The following is a 17,412-nucleotide window of genomic DNA, read 5'->3' as shown; positions in this document are numbered from 1 at the left end:
TTTATTTATAGAACTTGTTGAATTACAAAACCAAGCTGTTCCAGCATTTCACGTTTTGCCACTGGCGCTACAATGGCTTTCGTCGCCTGCTGCTCGACCAGATAGGTCTGTGCAACACGCTGCAAATCATCCAGTGTGACATTCAATAAACGTTCACGTAATTTTTTACGGAACGCTGGCGTACGTTGATGCAGGTAGGAATAACATGCAGTAATGGCTTCGCCTGCCGGTGAACCTGGTTTATCCATGCTGGCAATCAGACCCAGAATGGCTTCTTCCAACTGGTGTGGCTGTTGTGGTGCATTAAGTAACCACTGAATACTTGCATCAAAATCCTGGAAAGTTTCTGCCAGACGTGGGTCACGATAGCTGTAGAAACGGAACGAACAGGCATTGCCGTCATAGCTAGCACCACCACCATAAGCACCGCCTTTTTCACGGATGGCGCTGTGCAGGAAGCCATTACGCAAATAACCCGCCAGTACCATCAATGCAGCAGCATCAGGATGTGAGACTTCAACTGCTGGATAAGCAGCCGCACAGAACTGGACATTGGCTTGAATCAACCAGGCTTCGTGCTGATCATGGGTTACTTTTTCGACTTGAGTCAGGGCAACTGGTGCAGAATCCACCGCAAGCTTGTCCCAGACATTCTGGATTTCTTCGATCAGATGCTCAGATTGTGGTTCTTCACACACTAGCAGGAATTGCTTTGGTGCTTGCAACAAGACTCGATGAATCCGTTTTAATTCATCAATCAGCAGATCATATTCAGCCGGATCTTTTTCGATCTTAGACACCAGCTCGATCAGCCAGTTTAATGCACCCAAACCGGTATTGTGATAATCACGCAAAGCCAATGCACTATGCTGACGTGAAGCCGTTTGCATTGCATAGCTATGTCCAGAACCAGAAATACGTGACTGCCAGCGCGTTTTACGCTGTTGTAACAGTTCAACAATACGGTCTTTCTCATCAAAACGAAGCTGTTCAAAACCGATCTTTAACAGACGAATTGCATCCAGATGATTCACCAAAGATTTGGTGGTCAACGTCAACCAGGCAGTAATTTTGTTTTTGTCATCGACTTTAGAACGCAAAGATGCGCCCATGCCCAGACCGCCACTTACCGCTGTTTGCAGTTGCTGGAACTCAAGATAATCATACTCACCCGCACCCACCTCACCCATCAGGATTGAAAGCAGGTTAAAGTAAGGCGACTGCACCACTTCATCCGGAATATTGACCAGAACCTGTTGATAATAAATCCCATTGGTGCCGGCATGATACAGGTTCAACGGCGTATCAACACGGTTACAGATAATCTCACGCAACTGGCCTTGAACAATTTGCAATTCCGCAGGGACATCTTCCAGACCGACTTTCGGCAATAAATTCAAGTCATCCGGCGTGTCCTGACGCACATTCAATGCTTCAGTCTGCGCAATAATTTCAGCTTTCTGTTCTTCAGTCAGATTCTTGCCAATTTCAGCCAGACGCGCTTTTTCATCCGCTGCTTCTTTGGCAGATTTAGTCGCATCCGGAACCAGTGTCAATTGGACACGATGCGGATTATCCAGCAAATGCTCTTTGATCAGATTGGAAAGCCACATTGGATCTTGCAGCTCTTCTTTGACTGCGGCAATCGCAGAGTCCACATCCCAAACTTCGACCGGATCACGATGATGAATCGCGCTACCCAGACCGCTCAGAATCAAGCTCAAACCATACGGCGTACCATCGCCATTGATTTCACGCTGATGCAATTCAATTTGATGCAGGATCGCATCGACCATGCTCTGATCAACTGGTTTAGAGGCAACATCTTCCAGAACCTTAAACACACCATTTTTAAATTCTTCTGCATGTTCAGGATTTGAACCCTGTACCGCGCAGTAGAAAGTCATTTCAAAATTAGAATCATCCACGCCCATGAATGGACCTGTTGCATCTGCATAACCACAAGTTTCCAGATAATGACGCAGTGGCGATGCTGAATCTTCTAATAAGATACCTTCAACTAAACGCATGCCCAAACGCAGTTTAATGTCACTGGCTTCCGGTAATAACCATGACAGCACATGATAGGTCTTGTCCTGTAGATCTTCGGCATCGACCGCATAGCTGTCTGTAACCGTCAATGGTGCAGTCAGGCGGGTTTCAGGTGTTGGATACAGCGTCTGACCTTTTTCAAATTTAGACAATGCCAGATGTTCAAACTGCTCTTGCAATTCGAATGCGGTCTTATTGCCAAAGGTCATGAAGACTGCATTACTTGGATGATAATGTGACTTATAGAAATCAACCAACTCTTGGTAAGTCAGGTCAGGAATATCTTTAGGATCACCACCCGAATTATAGTGATAGGTCGTATTTGGGAATAAATGATGCGCCAGCGTGTGATACAACTGATCTGAAGGCGAACTCATCGCACCTTTCATTTCATTAAAGACCACGCCTTTATAGACAGGCTCGCCATTTTCCAGCTCAATGCGAATGCCTTCCTGGGCAAAATCTAGTGGATTGAGGTTCGCAGCAAATGCTGCATCCATATACACTTCAAGCAGGTTCTGGAAATCCTTGCTGTTCTGCGTCGCAAATGGGTACGCAGTCCAGTCCGCCGCAGTAAAGGCATTCATGAAAGTATTCAGTGAACGGCGAATCATCAGGAAGAATGGATCACGCACCGGGAATTTTTCTGAACCACACAGCGCAGTATGTTCCAGAATATGTGCTTCGCCTTTAGAATCCATCGGCTGGGTACGAAACGCCACCAGAAAGACATTTTCGTCGTGATTGGTCGCCAGATGATAATGTGTGGCGCCAGTCACTTTATGTTTATATTCAGACACGAAAATGTCTAAAGCTTCAACATGTTGTTGACGTACCAACTGAAACGCAGGATGTACAGTTTGAGAAATGGTTTCAGTGACATCTACAGTCATGCGATCTCCTAATGCTTTAATTAAAATAACTAAGCGCATTATAGCTTTAGTTATCTAAATTATTCACGTTGAAAACCGAGGATTTTGATCGAATTAAGTAAACTTGATCATTTGAAAATTAAATCATCAAATTTACTTCCTGCATCTAGATAAGTATTTACAAGCTTAAGAAATCAGATATTTAAAATAGTTATAGCTTGGATTGTTTTCCACAAATACATAATTCTGCTTTTGATAAAAACTGGCGGCCAGTCGGGTATCTGTTTGTAAGCATAAAGCTGAATAATGCGGACGTGCCAACTGTTCCAAATAAGCCAAAAGCTGTTTGCCTACGCCATGCTGACGATATTTCGGATGCACATAGAAACGGCGTACCCGACCAATCCGCTCTTCAATGCCGTTATCTCCCCATTGCTGGTTTAAGCCGCCACAGGCAACCAGTTTCTTGCCATCATGTGCCACTACCAGATATTCATTGGCGTGACTAAAGCAGTTTTTCCCGGTGCGATATTCTTCTATTAACTTATCTACCAAATTATAGCCTTCTTTACGTGCCAGAGTTGCCAGTGTTTCGATCTGATCCGGGAGTTGTTCGGCTGTTACAATTTTAATATTCATATACGCACACTATTTGAAATTGTTGTGAAGAATGACTGTTGCCAAGCGACTTAAAGTATCATGCCAGGAGCGATATCTCTTTATAAATAAAATATGATCCTTAAATCAATGCTGCGGCGCACCAGTGCATAAAAATAAGTCAGTTTTTAGACCAAAGATAGCTGCTGAACAAAATACAGCATTTTTTTAAATTATTTGAAAATGATTCAGCAAACTACAGCTATCCCAAGCAATCGTGTAAACTTAGGACTTTCATTTTTAATGTGATATTTGAACATGGCAACTGTTGATCTTTTTGCGATTGGTAATGCGCTGATTGACCAAGAATTTAAAGTTTCTGATGACTTTTTAACTGCACATCACTTGCAAAAAGGCACCATGCAACTTGCAGATGGTGAGACTCAGGCCACTCTTTATCAAAATCTTCAAGCGACTCAAGTGTATAAGGGTCAGGCTTCAGGCGGTTCAGCAGCCAACACTACCGTGGCATTTTCTGCGCTCGGTGGTTCTGCATTTTATGGCTGTCGGGTCGGAAATGACGAACTGGGGCACATCTACCTGAAGGGTTTGAATGATGCAGGTATTAAGACCACCACCCAATCGATCAGTGAAGGCGTAACAGGGACATGTATGGTTCTGGTCAGCCCTGATTCTGAACGTACCATGCATACCTATCTGGGTATTACGGCCGAACTGACTGATCAACAAATTGATTTCAGCGCACTAAATAGCGCGAAATGGCTATATCTCGAAGGTTATTTATCAACTTCTGACACAGCACGTCATGCCGTACAACAAGCACGTGATATTGCCCGTGCCAATGGCGTTAAAATTGCCCTAACTTTATCTGATCCTGCCATGGTGCAATACGCGCGTGCCGGTTTGGATGAAATGATTGCAGATGGTGTAGACTTGCTGTTATGTAACCAGCAAGAAGCGCTGATGTATACAGAAACAGATAATCTTGAGGCAGCCCTGCTTAAATTAAAAACAATCAGTCAGCACGTTGTCATTACATTGTCAGCTGAAGGCGCACTGATTTCGGATTATCAAAATACATTTACTGTTCCTGGCCGTAAAGTGCCTGCAGTAGATGCCAACGGTGCCGGTGATGCTTTTGCCGGGGCTTTCCTGTACGGATTGAATGCTAATTTGGGTCTTCAAGCTGCGGCTGAACTGGCGATTCTCATTTCGAGCCAAGTGGTTTCACAATTTGGTCCGCGCCTGGCAGTTGAAGACTATGCGGCATTATTACAAGACTTTCAAAAGGAATGTGCTTAATGTTTAAAATCTGCATGACCGAAGACGTTCCAGAGCGCGAAGCACGCTCTTTTGAGCTTCCTGATGGAGACAATATCTTTATCACACAGCGTGACGGTGCCTTCTATGCCTATCAAAACCTGTGTCCGCATTTGCAGGTTGAACTGGAATTTCTGGAAAACCAGTTTTTGGATCGTGATCAGGAATTTATTGAATGCTCCACGCATGGCGCCTTGTTTCTGGTAGAAAGCGGTGAATGCATTTCTGGGCCTTGCCAAGGTCAAGCACTTGAAAAAGTAGAGATTACCGTGCATTCTGATGGTGGAATTTACCTCTCAGAATAAGACGAAAACGGACTTCACCATGCCTGCATTTTTTCTAGACTATAACCTGATGCCTTTTCATCTGAGTTTATTGGCGATTATTCTGTTTGGTGTGGTGAAAACCATTGGTTTCTATTTTGGACTCAGACCCAGCAAGTTTCTGCAAAAAATTTCACCTTATGACTTTCAGCAGATGGATCTACTAAACGTCAAATTCTCCAAAACTTTGATTGTGTTTTTCTTCCTGATGAATTTTAGCTTTGCCGGCTATGTTTTACAGTTCCTGATCTATTCTCAGGAATTTAAATTTCTGCCTGCCTATTATCTGATTATTCCAGCTTTGATCATTGCGACTTTTTTTACTATTTTTATGATTCACTGTCTGGATCAGGTCATTCCCCCTAAATATAAAAAGAACAATGTCAATCTACTTGGTCGTCTGGCGACGATTTCCAGTGGCAATGCCCGTCCCGGTTTTTCTGCTCAAGCACGGGTACGGGATGAGTATGGACAACTACATTATGTACAGGTAGAACCTGAGTTTGGTGAACTCGGGTTTCAGTCGCAGATTATCCTGATTCGCATGAGAAAATCTCATTATGTTGCCAAGAAAATTTGTAAATCTAATCAGCTGTTTAGCATGAATCTAGATTAAATTCTAAATCATTTAATAGTTATTAAAAAATCCCGACAGATATCGGGATTTTTTTAATGTTTAGATTTATTTTTTAAGAAGTCCTGAAACCATATTCAATACATTTTGAATATCATTATTGGCTTCTTGCTTACTGGTCTGCTCACCTTGTGGAGTAAGCGAATCAATAATCTGCGGCAAGACCTGTGAAATCGCACTATAAACATCCTGTTTCGGTGCATGGGTTTGCTGTGCAACTTCTTCAACTTCTTGCTCATCAAACAGTTTTTGCACCTGCTGCGGATCGACATTTGCATTTTCACCGGGACCGGTCGACACCCAATCATCGACCTGGCTATTAAGCCCCTGTCCTTTGAGCTTGTCTAATGCACCCTGTAAACCGCCCTGTTTTTGAATCCAGGCCAGCACCAAAGGCAGTACTGCAATTAATAAGGTTTTACCGGTAGAACCACCTAGTCCTGAACGAGGCTGAGCAGATCCTTGATTGCTACCACCAAACTGACTTAGTACTGAACCTAAAATTGCCCCCAGACCATTTTGTCGATTCTGCTGGCCGGTTTGATTTTGCTGGTTTTGAGTATTTTGATTTTGCTGAGGATTTGACTGGTTTAAATGCCCTAGCACAGACCCCAGGATATCTGCCAAGCCACCTTGTTGTGAGGATTTCTGCTGCGACTGCCCGTCACCCAATGCATGCTTTGCTAATATTTCCACAATACTACTCAGGTTTGTCATGTCCTATATCCTATGTGCATCTTAATTACAGAATACGGCCTGCCCTCATATTGTCTAGGCAAGATTGTGTTAATATTTGCAATCTTAGTTAAGCAGGTTTTCGGCTTACCAGCGAAATTTATCCCAGTTTTCCGGATTGGCCCAAAACTTGGAGTTAAACCAGTCTGGCACGTGTTTATAGGTTAAAATATTAAACTGCCACAGCGCAAAATCGGCCTCATGTGTGGTCTTGTCAATCAACTGGGTAAATCCTAAAGGTCTCAATAACTTTTCATCTTGTAGCCGACTGATCACTACCAATCGTTTGGCAAACAAATCACGTAATTTCACCAGAATTTGACTCATGATCTGTTCAGACAAATGTTCTGTTTCTGCAGTATCCAGCATCACCACAGCCAAGTCATAACGTTGCTGAAAAGGCAGATTTAAAAAGTCAGATACGCTAAAATAGGACCATTGAATAGCTGGCTGAAACTGGACTTGGCTCAAGTCCTGCCCAATACAAATAGCAGTATGAATTGGCTGTTCCTGTGCGAAATCGTCTAGCATCGAAGTAATGACATTCTGCTCAGCCATAACTGCATCCTTATGATTTAAGTGAGTAACTTTTATGGAACTTCAGGGCATTTGTCATAAAATGCACGTCGGCCTCAAGGACCTTAGTGTAACTGATCAACAGATACAGCGGGCAAATGTTGAATATAAATTAATTTTAGATCGTGCAGAAATTGATCTTCCGTTTAATTTAGGCCAAGAAATCGAGATTGAATGGACCGGTAATATTTACTGCGTGTCTTGTGGCAACAAAACTTCCAAATCATTTTCGCAAGGTCACTGTTTTAAATGTTTTAAAACCAATGCTTCATGTGATATGTGCATCATGAAACCAGAGACTTGCCATTATCATTTGGGCACTTGCCGCGAAGATGAGTTTGCACAGAATGTCTGCTTTCAGCCACATATTGTCTATTTGGCTAATTCTAGCGCATTAAAGGTCGGCATTACCCGTACCAGCCAAATGCCGACTCGCTGGCTTGATCAGGGTGCTACCCAAGCCCTGCCGATTATGAAAGTTGGCTCGCGTCGTCTTTCAGGAAAGCTCGAAGTCATGTTTGGTACGCAGGTCGCTGATAAAACTGATTGGCGCAAGCTGCTCAAAGGTGAAGCAGAACCTTTGAATCTGATTGAAGTGCGTGAACAGCTGCTAGAAGAATTCGCGCCTAAAATTCAAAGCATTCGTGAAGAATTTAATCAGAATCTAGAATTTAATGAAAATATTAAAGTATTAGAAGATGAATTCGCACGAGAATTTATTTATCCGGTAGAACAATATCCGGAAAAGATTAAATCGCATAATCTGGATAAAACTCCTGTGATTCGTGGCAAATTACAAGGCATCAAGGGTCAGTATTTAATTCTGGATACTGGCGTGATTAATATGCGCAAATATACCGGTTATCAACTGATTATTCGTGCTTAAACCATTATTTGCCTAGAAAACAAAAAACCAGCCCGCAGGCTGGTTTTTTTATACAACAATTTTATTTGATTTTTGCCTGAGATTTCAGGTAACGCGTATAGTCATCAAATTCCTGCTGACCACGAAGTTGCTGATATAACTTCACCAACTCACTACGCTGTTCTGCACTTAATACATCCACCGGATTTTTCTTCACTTCTGATACCGCAACCACAACCAGTTCATTCGGCATTTTCGCTGTGGTCACTGACCAATGGCCTGCTTTTGGTGTCGGCAGACTAAAGGCCGCACGCTGTACATCACGTTTTAGTAAACCTTCAGCACGTGTGTAAACGCCAGCATCTTCAAAGATCAAATCACCTTTCGCCACTGCTGCAGCCGGTTTGGTTTTGAACTCATCCAAAGCTTTCTGAATTTTTGCTTTTGCCAAAGCAGCTGCTTTGTCTTCAATCAACTGAGCCTTAACACGCGGTTTTGCTTCTGCCAGTGTTTGTTCGCCAGCAGCATGATAATTACGCACCTTGATCCAGGCTACATCACCATTGGCCAACTGAATGCTTGATGAAGCATTACGATCACCATTTTTAACATCGTCATTAAACAGTTTAACCTTGAGGTTAGCATCGCTCAGCACTGGATCACGAGTCGAAAGTTTTACTCCTTGGGCTTTCTGGACTTGTACACCTTTAACTTCCTGTGTAACGACATCCAGAGAATCACTTCCTACTACCATATCATTTAGCGTATTGACCGTATCAGAGAAAGCATTGGATTTTTTAGCAGCTAAGGCTTCTTCAGACAAACGTGCTTTTTGTGATTCAAAAGAAGGAACCGCAACATCTGGCGTTTGCACAGAAATAATGTGGTATCCATAATCTGTTTTCACCGGTGCAGACACCTGACCCGATTTTAAAGAACTAACCGTCTGGTCAAATGCAGTACCGAATACACCTTCTTCATAGACAGCAAGCGCACCACCTTGAGACTTAGAATCAGGGTCTTCAGAATATTGTGCTGCTGCCTGAGCAAAAGTGGTACCGGCTTTAATTTTGGCTGCAATGTCGCTCGCCAGTTTTTTTGCTTCAGCATCACTACGGCTGTCCGCCGTAATTAAAATATGCTTCACATCTGGTTTAACTGCCTGTTTTTGTGTCGCAACAAAGGCGGTATAGGCTTCCTGAAGCTCAGCATCTGTAACCGCTAAACTCTGCACCTGAATATCGCTTGGCTTTAACACGACATAGTCGACATCTACACTGGTCGGCTGCTTAAACAGTGTTTTGTGCTTTTCATAATAGGCAGCAATGTCTGCATCAGTGACTTTGACATCTTTTTTATAGCTGTCCAGATTAATGCTGGAAATATGAATATGACGTTGTTCAGTTTGTAAATCGGCAATCTGCTGCATTTCGACTGGGCTTACCAGCGGATAATCCAGGAAAGTCGATGACAGCATTTTCAGCGCATGATCTTTACGTAAACTTTCAATCAAAGCACGATTAGTCATGCCAATTGATTTCAGATAATTTTCATATAAAGCATTCGAGAACTTGCCATCTTGCTGGAAAGTAGGCTGCTGAGCAATCATCTGTTCAATTTGCTGGTCACTCAGACTGATCCCTAATTCTTCAGCCTGTTGCAGCAATAAAGTACGTGCAACCAGAGTATCCATGGCTTTCTGGTCAATGAAGCTTTGATTCAGTAAAGTTTCATCCCCATTGGCATAACTGAGATATTGTTCTTTAAATGATTTGGTCAGTGACTCTAATTCTTTTTGAGATATTTCAGTCCCGTTCACTGATTTTGCCGCATCAGAGTTTCCGCTGCTAAAATATCCTTCAATACCTACAAGTGCTAACGGGGTCAAAAACAGAACGAGCAAGACTTTGCCCAACCAACCCTTAATAACTTTACGAAAAGCTTCCATAAGTATTCCAATATTTTATTTGCAAAGGATTTTAACCGAAAATACCCATTGAATGAATGTGTTAATCATCACAATTAAATTTATCAATAAAAAACGCGCCAAAGAAGGCGCGTTTCGTCGCTGGGTAAGCTTAAGCTACAGCGTCTTTTAAGCCTTTACCTGCTTTGAAGCTAGGTACTTTGCTTGCTTTGATCTCAAGAGTAGCACCAGTTTGTGGATTACGGCCAGTACGTGCAGCGCGCTCTTTCACACCGAAAGTACCAAAACCCACTAAAGTTACTGTATCACCCGATTTTAAAGCTTCAGTAACAGAAGCAATTGTAGCATCTAAAGCTTTACCTGCGTCAGCCTTAGATAATCCCCCTTTTTCTGCAATTGCATCAATTAATTCTGATTTATTCATGAAGATTACGTCCTCTTAATATCGTTTATTTAAGGTTCAAGAATTGGTTTAACATGCCATAACGCCTTTATAGCAATGCTTTAGGTATAAACGCAATACTTAAGAACCTCTTTTTTTTCAAAAAATATGCGAAAAAAACATTGAATAATAAATAAAGTCATTTTATTTAAGTTTTTTCGACAATTCTTCTTTCATTTTTTCTTGTTCCGCAGTCAACTGATCAACCTTGGTATGCAACTGAAGAATTAAACGTTCCAAATACTGTACATCCTTCAGTGTGACTAATCCTATACGATTCAATGAGTGATGAACAGAGTTGTCGATTAATTTTTCCACTTTGTCTTTGGTGTCTGTGACGGACTCTTTGGCCTTTTCTGAAACCTTCTCTACAGTTTGATCGGCAATATCTGCAGTTTTAGACTCAAGTTCTTCCCCGACCTTGACCAGCGAGTCAAACAGTTTATTGCCTTCTTCTTCTGCACGTGAAAATGCCCCGAGTCCAGCCAGCCAGATCTGTTTGGTGTATTTACGAAAATCAAGAACCGATTTGCGCTCCGAGGCAGATTTAGACTTGGGTTTCAGCATTTTCTCATTCGAAGCTTCAGCTGAGTCTTGTGCTGTTTTTGACTTGTCCATGTGCACGGCTCCTGTTTGTTTTCTGCGCAATTATTATAAATTCTTCTACAAAACCACTGCATAATAGCAAATTTAGTACTTGATAGATTTGATAAACTGTTCTACAAAGCAATTTATTTCAAGTCTAATTTGATTTAACCCTGAAATCTCTTCACAGGCAGGAAGCTTTTTCACTTTATATTTCAGGTAAGGATTGGTTGTATATGAGCGAATCGCAACAAAGTCAAAATCAACCGCATTTGTTGCTTACGATGACGTTAATTGTTTTAGAGACAATATTTACCTTCATTCTCAAGCATGATCATGTCGTTGCATTACAGGCCAAAAAGTTTGTAGATGAAAACATCTCGGTTAAAATCAATAGCTATATTCCGTATTTCGACTTTTATGTGCAATTCACCCCGAATGGACTGTTATTTGACCATAAAGCACCGGGGCGTATTGTCGACCTGGATGTGCGTACTACACTGCCCGATCTGATTAAAATTTTCATTTTTGGTAATCGTCGTAGCATTCGCAGCATGCGCATTGATGGTCATCAAGTTTTAAAAGATGAGTTTCGTGATCTGTTAACCGTATTGAGCTTACCAAAAGTATTGGCTGACTGGAGACACTGGCTATCTGAAGTGCCGACCAATGAAGCAGAAATTATTGCCTCTAAAAAGCGTATTGCGCCGCTTCTAAAGAAAATTGAAGAGCAGCGTTCCAAGATCAATACCCTGCAAGTGGAAGTCAAACAGTATAAAAACCGCCTGAAACGGGTTGAACGCCGTCAAAAGCGCATTAACATCATTTTTGGCTTAAGCAGCGTACTTTTGATTACGTTATTAGTGTATAATTGGCTGAGCATGTAAATCTTTCATTCTCCAAAAATTAAATCCCACTAAGGTCTACTAAAAATAACTTGACTAATTTAGTCGGGATTCATAAAATCTACACATCTAGTCTAACCATGTGTATCGAATCATGCGCCTAACCACTCGCGGTCGCTACGCTGTGACTGCTCTACTTGATCTAGCTTTGCAGCCTTCTGAAAAAACGATAACGCTCGCTGAAATTGCAGCACGTCAAACTATTTCTGTTGCTTATCTTGAGCAGTTATTTGCGAAGCTCAAGCGTCATGGTTTAGTTTCTAGTGTTCGTGGCGCAAATGGTGGTTACCATTTAGCACGTAATGCAGATGAAATTACTGTGTTAGCAATTATTGAAGCTGTAAACGAAACAGTTGATGCGACTCGCTGTGACCATAAAGGCAATTGCCAGAATGGCGCGATGTGCTTGACTCATGATTTATGGCAGGAACTCTCCCATCACATCGCCGATTATTTAGAAAAAATCTCGCTTGCTGATCTGGTTGCACGTGACAACGTCCAGACTGTGTCATTACGCCAAAAATCAGCACCTTTAGATTCAGCCCTTTTATCGGTTACAGGTATTTGACATGAAACGTCCGATTTATCTTGATTATGCAGCTACAACTCCTGTAGATCCTCAGGTTGCTGAACGTATGATGGAATGCTTAACATTCGATGGTACCTTTGGTAATGCGGCATCTCGTTCACACGCGTATGGTTGGCAAGCAGAAGAAAAAGTTGAATATGCACGTGAACAAGTTGCGAATTTAATTAAAGCTGATCCACGTGAAATCGTATGGACTTCGGGTGCGACCGAGTCAGACAACCTTGCGCTTAAAGGTGTGGCTCATTTCTATGCATCTAAAGGTAAACATATCGTTACCTCTAAAATCGAACATAAGGCAGTTTTAGATACCTGTCGTGAGCTTGAGTCTGAAGGTTTTGAAATTACCTATATTGAGCCTCAACCTCAAACCGGTTTAATTACTCCAGAAATCGTACAGGCAGCGATCCGTCCAGATACGATTCTTGTTTCCCTGATGATGGTGAACAATGAAATTGGTACTGTGACTGATGTTGCAGCGATTGGTGAAATCACTCGCGCCAACAAGATTTTCTTCCATGTAGATGCAGCTCAGGCGGCAGGTAAAGTTGAAATTGATCTTTCAACTTTAAAAGTAGACTTGATGAGTTTCTCTGCGCACAAGATCTATGGCCCTAAAGGTATTGGCGCACTGTTTGTACGTCGTAGCCCACGTGTACGCCTTAAAGCTGAAATGCATGGTGGCGGCCACGAACGTGGTATGCGTTCAGGTACCCTTGCGACTCACCAGATTGTAGGTATGGGTGAAGCCTTTGAACTTGCAGGCAAAAACCTGGAAGCTGAACAGACTCGTTTACGTGTACTTCGCGACAAGCTGTGGAATGGTTTACAAGGTCTTGAACAAGTGTTCCTGAACGGCCATCCAACACAAAACGTAGCGAACTACCTGAATATTAGCTTCAACTTCGTTGAAGGCGAATCATTGATGATGGCATTGAAAGATGCTGCGGTATCTTCAGGTTCGGCATGTACATCTGCAACACTTGAACCATCTTATGTACTTCGTGCATTGGGTCTTTCAGACGAACTTGCACACAGTTCGATCCGCTTCAGCTTCGGCAAATACACCACTGAAGAAGATATCGATCACGTATTGACTATCACTAAAGCTGCTGTTGAGAAGTTACGTGAACTTTCTCCGCTTTGGGATATGTATAAGGAAGGTATTGACCTTTCTAAAGTTGAGTGGGCTGAGCACTAATTTTCATTCTGAGATAGTGACAAATCCGTTGCTATCTCATTGAGAAAAGTTTTTTTACCCCCATATTTAATACTAAGGCTGACCCCGAGGTTTGGAGAAGCAACATGGCTTATAGCGAAAAAGTAATTGATCATTACGAAAACCCTCGTAATGTTGGCGTTTTAGACAAAAATGCTGAAAACGTTGGTACTGGTATGGTTGGTGCGCCAGCATGTGGTGACGTGATGCGTTTACAGATTCAGGTAAACGACGAAGGTGTGATTGAAGAAGCACGTTTCAAAACTTATGGTTGTGGTTCTGCCATTGCATCAAGTTCACTTGTGACCGAATGGCTCAAAGGTAAAACTTTGGATCAAGCTCAAGCGATCAAGAACATTGATATTGCAACTGAACTTGCACTTCCACCAGTAAAAGTACACTGCTCTGTTCTTGCTGAAGATGCAATCAAAGCAGCTGTAGAAGACTACCGTAGCAAGAAAGTTAAAACTTAATTGTTCCACGTTTTGAAATTTTAACGGAGTTTTCATGATCCATTTAACTGAAAATGCTGCAACTCATATCAGCAATTATTTAAAAAATCGCGGTAAGGGTGAAGGCATTCGCGTTGGTGTGAAAACTTCAGGCTGTTCTGGTCTGGCCTATGTGCTCGAGTTCGTCGATGAAGTCGATACACATGACCAAGCCTTTGAGCAGTTTGGGGTTAAAGTATTCGTTGACCCGAAAAGTCTAGTTTATCTTGAAGGTATGGAGATGGACTATGTTAAAAACGGCTTGAACGAAGGCTTCGAATTTAACAACCCTAACAAAAAAGGCGAATGCGGTTGTGGTGAATCCTTCACTGTATAAACCCGGCAGTTATTCTCTTTTGACATTAAAACAGTGTGTTTCACACTGTTTTAATTGCATTTATACAGTTATTTTTGCACATTAATCGCGGATCCCATCTCCCATGAATCATTTTGAGTTGTTCAACCTTCCTGTAGCACTCGATATTGATTTGGCGGCTTTAAAGACTGAATTTTTAAAGTTGCAGCAACAATATCACCCAGATAAAGCTGAAGACAAAGATCAGGCTCTGATTAAATCAAGTGATATCAATCAGGCATTTAAAGCCTTGTCAGCGGTCGATAGCCGTGCAGCGTATTTACTGTCTCTCAAGAAACAGGATTATCACTTAGATCAGTCGATCAGTGATTTTGAATTCTTGCAGGACGCTCTGGAAATTCGTGAACAACTTGACGATGCAACTTCTGCTGAAGATTTAACTTCACTAAAAGTCGAAGTCCAGCAATGGATTGAAGGCTTAGTTCGCGAGTTCAAAATTGATTATGCGGATGAAGATTGGGCCGAAGCACGCGATACAGTGCGCAAACTACGCTTCTTCGTTAAAGTCATGGCCGATATCGACAAAGCGGAAGACCGCTTCCTGGACGATGACAGCTTTGATCTTGATGATGATTTCTAATTTTTAGTATTTAATATTTAACGTGCAAAGGATGTAACACTATGGCTCTCTTGCAAATTGCAGAACCAGGTCAATCAAGTGCACCACATGAACACCGCATTGCGATTGGTATCGATTTAGGCACCACCCACTCTTTGGTTGCCACGGTTCTTTCAGGTAAAGCCAAAGTACTTAATGACGAACAAGGTCGTGTGCTACTTCCTTCTATCGTGCATTATGCAGAACAACAGACTCAATACGGCAATGAAGCTGCGCCTTTCATTACTACTGACCCTAAAAACACCATCGTTTCTGTAAAACGTTTTATGGGTCGCTCGAAAGCTGACATCAAATTCCAGCATCCTTATGCGTTGGTTGGTGAAGCGAATGAAATGCCGGCTTTTGAAACCGCACAAGGCCGTAAGACGCCGGTTGAGATTTCTGCAGAAATTTTAAAGCAGTTGAAAGACCGCGCTGAAGCCAGTCTGCAAAATCCGGTCAATGGTGCCGTTATTACTGTTCCGGCCTACTTTGATGAAGCACAGCGTCAGGCAACCCGTGATGCTGCTCAACTTGCTGGCTTGAATGTTTTACGTTTGTTGAATGAGCCAACCGCTGCTGCTGTTGCTTATGGTCTCGATCAGGAAAGCAACTTAAGTACAGATCGCAACTATGTGATCTACGACTTGGGTGGTGGTACCTTTGACGTTTCGATTCTGCGTTTTAGTCAAGGTGTGTTTGAAGTTCTGGCAACCGGTGGCCACACTGCCCTCGGTGGTGATGACCTAGATCGTTTGATCCTGAAATGGGCCAAGAAACAACTGAATATTGACACCTTGAATGATGCAGAATATGCACATTTTGTGGTTGCAGCACGTAAAGCCAAAGAAGCTTTGTCTGATGCAGATTCAGTTCAACTCAAATTGCTTGATCAGGTATTGACGCTTGACCGTCCGACATTTGAAGAGATCATTAAAGTTGCTTTGGATAAGACCATCAGCGTATGTAAGCGTGTGATGCGTGATGCCAAGCTTGAACTGGATGACATTCAAAATGTCGTTTTGGTCGGTGGCTCAACCCGTTCTTATGCAGTACAAAAAGCCGTGCGTGAAGTATTCAATCAAGAACCACTATGCACTATTAATCCGGATGAAGTGGTTGCGATTGGCGCATCAATTACTGCGAACCAATTGATTGGCAACTCAACTGATGGCTCATTACTATTAGACGTGACGCCTCTGTCTCTTGGTCTTGAAACCATGGGCGGACTGGTTGAACGATTAATTTCGCGTAATACTGCGATTCCAGTCGCTCGTCGTCAGGAATTTACGACTTATCAAGATGGCCAGACTGCCATGTTGATTCATGTGGTTCAAGGTGAACGTGATCTGGTTGAGCATTGCCGTAGTTTAGGGCGTTTTGTCCTGCATGGCATTCCACCAATGACTGCCGGTCAGGCACGTATTGAAGTGACGTTCCAGGTCGATGCAGATGGCTTGCTGACTGTATCTGCCAAAGAAACCACCTCTGGCGTGACGGCTCAAATCGATATCAAACCATCTTATGGTTTATCGGGTGAAGATACTGAACGTCTGTTGCTAGACGGTTATAAGTTCGCTGAAGAAGATAAGAATCTTCGTCATTTGAATGAAACCAAAGTGGAAGCACAGCGTGAGCTGGAAGCACTGGTTCAGGCACTCAAAGCGGATGCCGGTCTGTTGACTGAAGATCAACTTGCAGCACTGCAAACTGCGCAAGCACAACTTGAAACTCAGCTTCAGGGTTCAGATATCAAAGCGATTGAATCTGCCGTTGAACAGCTTAAAATACATAGTGATGCTTTTGCAGCAGCACGTATGAATCAACATATTGATGCAGCTCTTAAGGGCACTAAACTCGACGACTGGTCAAACTCAAACTAATTTAAGGTAACGACTATGCCACGTATTAAAGTTCTTCCACATGCGCAGATTTGCCCCGAAGGTGCTGAGTTTGAAGTCGAACAAAATGCCAATCTTTGCGAAAGCCTGCTAAAAAATGGCATTAAAATCGAACATGCTTGCGATATGTCAGCAGCGTGTACCACCTGCCATGTAGTGGTACGCAAAGGTTTTGACAGCCTGGAAGAAATGGATGATGTTGAAGCTGACTTACTCGATCGTGCCTGGGGTTTAGAACCTGATTCACGTCTTTCTTGTCAGGTTAAACTGGACGATGAAGATCTGGAAATTGAAATTCCAAAATACACCATTAACCATGCGTCAGAAAATCACTAAGATTTTCGTTGCAGGCTAAAATAAAAAACCACGCTCAGGCGTGGTTTTTTC

19 protein-coding genes are annotated in these 17,412 nt (G+C 42.5%); 12 read left to right on the top strand and 7 right to left on the bottom strand.

The window, feature by feature from the left end; translation table 11 throughout:
- Window positions 1–5: 5 nt before the first annotated feature.
- A complete protein-coding gene (locus I6L24_RS10930; RefSeq protein ID WP_216985988.1) occupies window positions 6–2,945 on the bottom strand; it encodes an insulinase family protein in 2,940 nt (979 codons plus the stop codon).
- Between the two features lie 165 nt (window positions 2,946–3,110).
- Window positions 3,111–3,563 carry a GNAT family N-acetyltransferase gene (locus tag I6L24_RS10925; protein WP_005246552.1) on the bottom strand — a complete coding sequence of 151 codons (453 nt, stop codon included), beginning with the start codon at window positions 3,561–3,563 and terminating at the stop codon, window positions 3,111–3,113.
- Between the two features lie 276 nt (window positions 3,564–3,839).
- Here I6L24_RS10925 and I6L24_RS10920 point away from each other — a divergent pair, with 276 nt between their 5' ends.
- From I6L24_RS10920 to I6L24_RS10910, 3 genes are read left to right on the top strand one after another with little or no spacing between them, the layout of a single operon-like run.
- Entirely contained in the window at window positions 3,840–4,844 is a 1,005-nt protein-coding gene (locus I6L24_RS10920; RefSeq protein WP_004646774.1) for an adenosine kinase, read from the top strand.
- Window positions 4,845–4,858: 14 nt separating this feature from the next.
- On the top strand, window positions 4,859–5,167 hold the full coding sequence (locus I6L24_RS10915; RefSeq protein WP_004279797.1) for a Rieske (2Fe-2S) protein: 309 nt from the start codon (window positions 4,859–4,861) through the stop codon (window positions 5,165–5,167).
- 19 nt (window positions 5,168–5,186) lie between these two features.
- Complete coding sequence (locus I6L24_RS10910) at window positions 5,187–5,801, top strand: OB-fold-containig protein (RefSeq protein WP_004279798.1); 615 nt, start codon at window positions 5,187–5,189, stop codon at window positions 5,799–5,801.
- 66 nt (window positions 5,802–5,867) lie between these two features.
- Here the strand turns inward: I6L24_RS10910 and I6L24_RS10905 are convergent, their stop codons facing one another.
- On the bottom strand, window positions 5,868–6,536 hold the full coding sequence (locus I6L24_RS10905) for a YidB family protein (RefSeq protein WP_216985987.1): 669 nt from the start codon (window positions 6,534–6,536) through the stop codon (window positions 5,868–5,870).
- A gap of 105 nt (window positions 6,537–6,641) precedes the next feature.
- Entirely contained in the window at window positions 6,642–7,112 is a 471-nt protein-coding gene (locus I6L24_RS10900) for a DUF6231 family protein (RefSeq protein ID WP_216985986.1), read from the bottom strand.
- A 34-nt stretch (window positions 7,113–7,146) separates the two neighbouring features.
- On the opposite strand from I6L24_RS10900, the gene I6L24_RS10895 reads away from it, so the two are divergent.
- Entirely contained in the window at window positions 7,147–8,016 is an 870-nt protein-coding gene (locus I6L24_RS10895) for a DUF2797 domain-containing protein (protein ID WP_216985985.1), read from the top strand.
- Window positions 8,017–8,077: 61 nt separating this feature from the next.
- On the opposite strand, the gene I6L24_RS10890 is transcribed toward I6L24_RS10895, so the two are convergent.
- From I6L24_RS10890 to I6L24_RS10880, 3 genes are all read right to left on the bottom strand, one after another.
- Window positions 8,078–9,943 (bottom strand): SurA N-terminal domain-containing protein, encoded by a 1,866-nt coding sequence (locus I6L24_RS10890; RefSeq protein WP_216985984.1) that lies wholly within the window; start codon window positions 9,941–9,943, stop codon window positions 8,078–8,080.
- Between the two features lie 130 nt (window positions 9,944–10,073).
- The gene (locus tag I6L24_RS10885; protein ID WP_004279807.1) at window positions 10,074–10,346 is read right to left on the bottom strand and encodes an HU family DNA-binding protein; all 273 of its coding nucleotides are present in this window, start codon (window positions 10,344–10,346) and stop codon (window positions 10,074–10,076) included.
- 162 nt (window positions 10,347–10,508) lie between these two features.
- The gene (locus I6L24_RS10880) at window positions 10,509–10,982 is read right to left on the bottom strand and encodes a phasin family protein (RefSeq protein WP_044110072.1); all 474 of its coding nucleotides are present in this window, start codon (window positions 10,980–10,982) and stop codon (window positions 10,509–10,511) included.
- A 203-nt stretch (window positions 10,983–11,185) separates the two neighbouring features.
- On the opposite strand from I6L24_RS10880, the gene I6L24_RS10875 reads away from it, so the two are divergent.
- The 8 genes from I6L24_RS10875 (at window position 11,186) to fdx (ending at window position 17,361) form a co-directional block, all read left to right on the top strand.
- Window positions 11,186–11,836, top strand: a complete 651-nt coding sequence (locus I6L24_RS10875) for a hypothetical protein (RefSeq protein ID WP_004279809.1) — start codon at window positions 11,186–11,188, stop codon at window positions 11,834–11,836.
- A gap of 112 nt (window positions 11,837–11,948) precedes the next feature.
- A complete protein-coding gene (locus I6L24_RS10870; protein ID WP_004279811.1) occupies window positions 11,949–12,422 on the top strand; it encodes an Rrf2 family transcriptional regulator in 474 nt (157 codons plus the stop codon).
- A gap of 1 nt (window position 12,423) precedes the next feature.
- On the top strand, window positions 12,424–13,641 hold the full coding sequence (locus tag I6L24_RS10865) for an IscS subfamily cysteine desulfurase (RefSeq protein WP_216985983.1): 1,218 nt from the start codon (window positions 12,424–12,426) through the stop codon (window positions 13,639–13,641).
- Between the two features lie 104 nt (window positions 13,642–13,745).
- Window positions 13,746–14,132 carry a Fe-S cluster assembly scaffold IscU gene (gene iscU, locus I6L24_RS10860; protein WP_180038712.1) on the top strand — a complete coding sequence of 129 codons (387 nt, stop codon included), beginning with the start codon at window positions 13,746–13,748 and terminating at the stop codon, window positions 14,130–14,132.
- 34 nt (window positions 14,133–14,166) lie between these two features.
- The gene (gene iscA / locus I6L24_RS10855) at window positions 14,167–14,487 is read left to right on the top strand and encodes an iron-sulfur cluster assembly protein IscA (protein WP_004279817.1); all 321 of its coding nucleotides are present in this window, start codon (window positions 14,167–14,169) and stop codon (window positions 14,485–14,487) included.
- A gap of 103 nt (window positions 14,488–14,590) precedes the next feature.
- Window positions 14,591–15,106, top strand: coding sequence for a Fe-S protein assembly co-chaperone HscB (gene hscB / locus I6L24_RS10850; RefSeq protein ID WP_005107161.1), 516 nt, complete (start codon window positions 14,591–14,593; stop codon window positions 15,104–15,106).
- 41 nt (window positions 15,107–15,147) lie between these two features.
- Complete coding sequence (hscA, locus tag I6L24_RS10845; protein WP_005107162.1) at window positions 15,148–17,007, top strand: Fe-S protein assembly chaperone HscA; 1,860 nt, start codon at window positions 15,148–15,150, stop codon at window positions 17,005–17,007.
- Window positions 17,008–17,022: 15 nt separating this feature from the next.
- On the top strand, window positions 17,023–17,361 hold the full coding sequence (fdx, locus tag I6L24_RS10840; protein WP_004279821.1) for an ISC system 2Fe-2S type ferredoxin: 339 nt from the start codon (window positions 17,023–17,025) through the stop codon (window positions 17,359–17,361).
- Window positions 17,362–17,412 lie beyond the last annotated feature (51 nt).

Source organism: Acinetobacter lwoffii (genome assembly GCF_019048525.1).
In the GTDB taxonomy this organism is placed as follows: Bacteria; Pseudomonadota; Gammaproteobacteria; order Pseudomonadales; family Moraxellaceae; genus Acinetobacter; species Acinetobacter lwoffii_K.
This window is presented reverse-complemented; position numbering and strand designations above follow the sequence as displayed.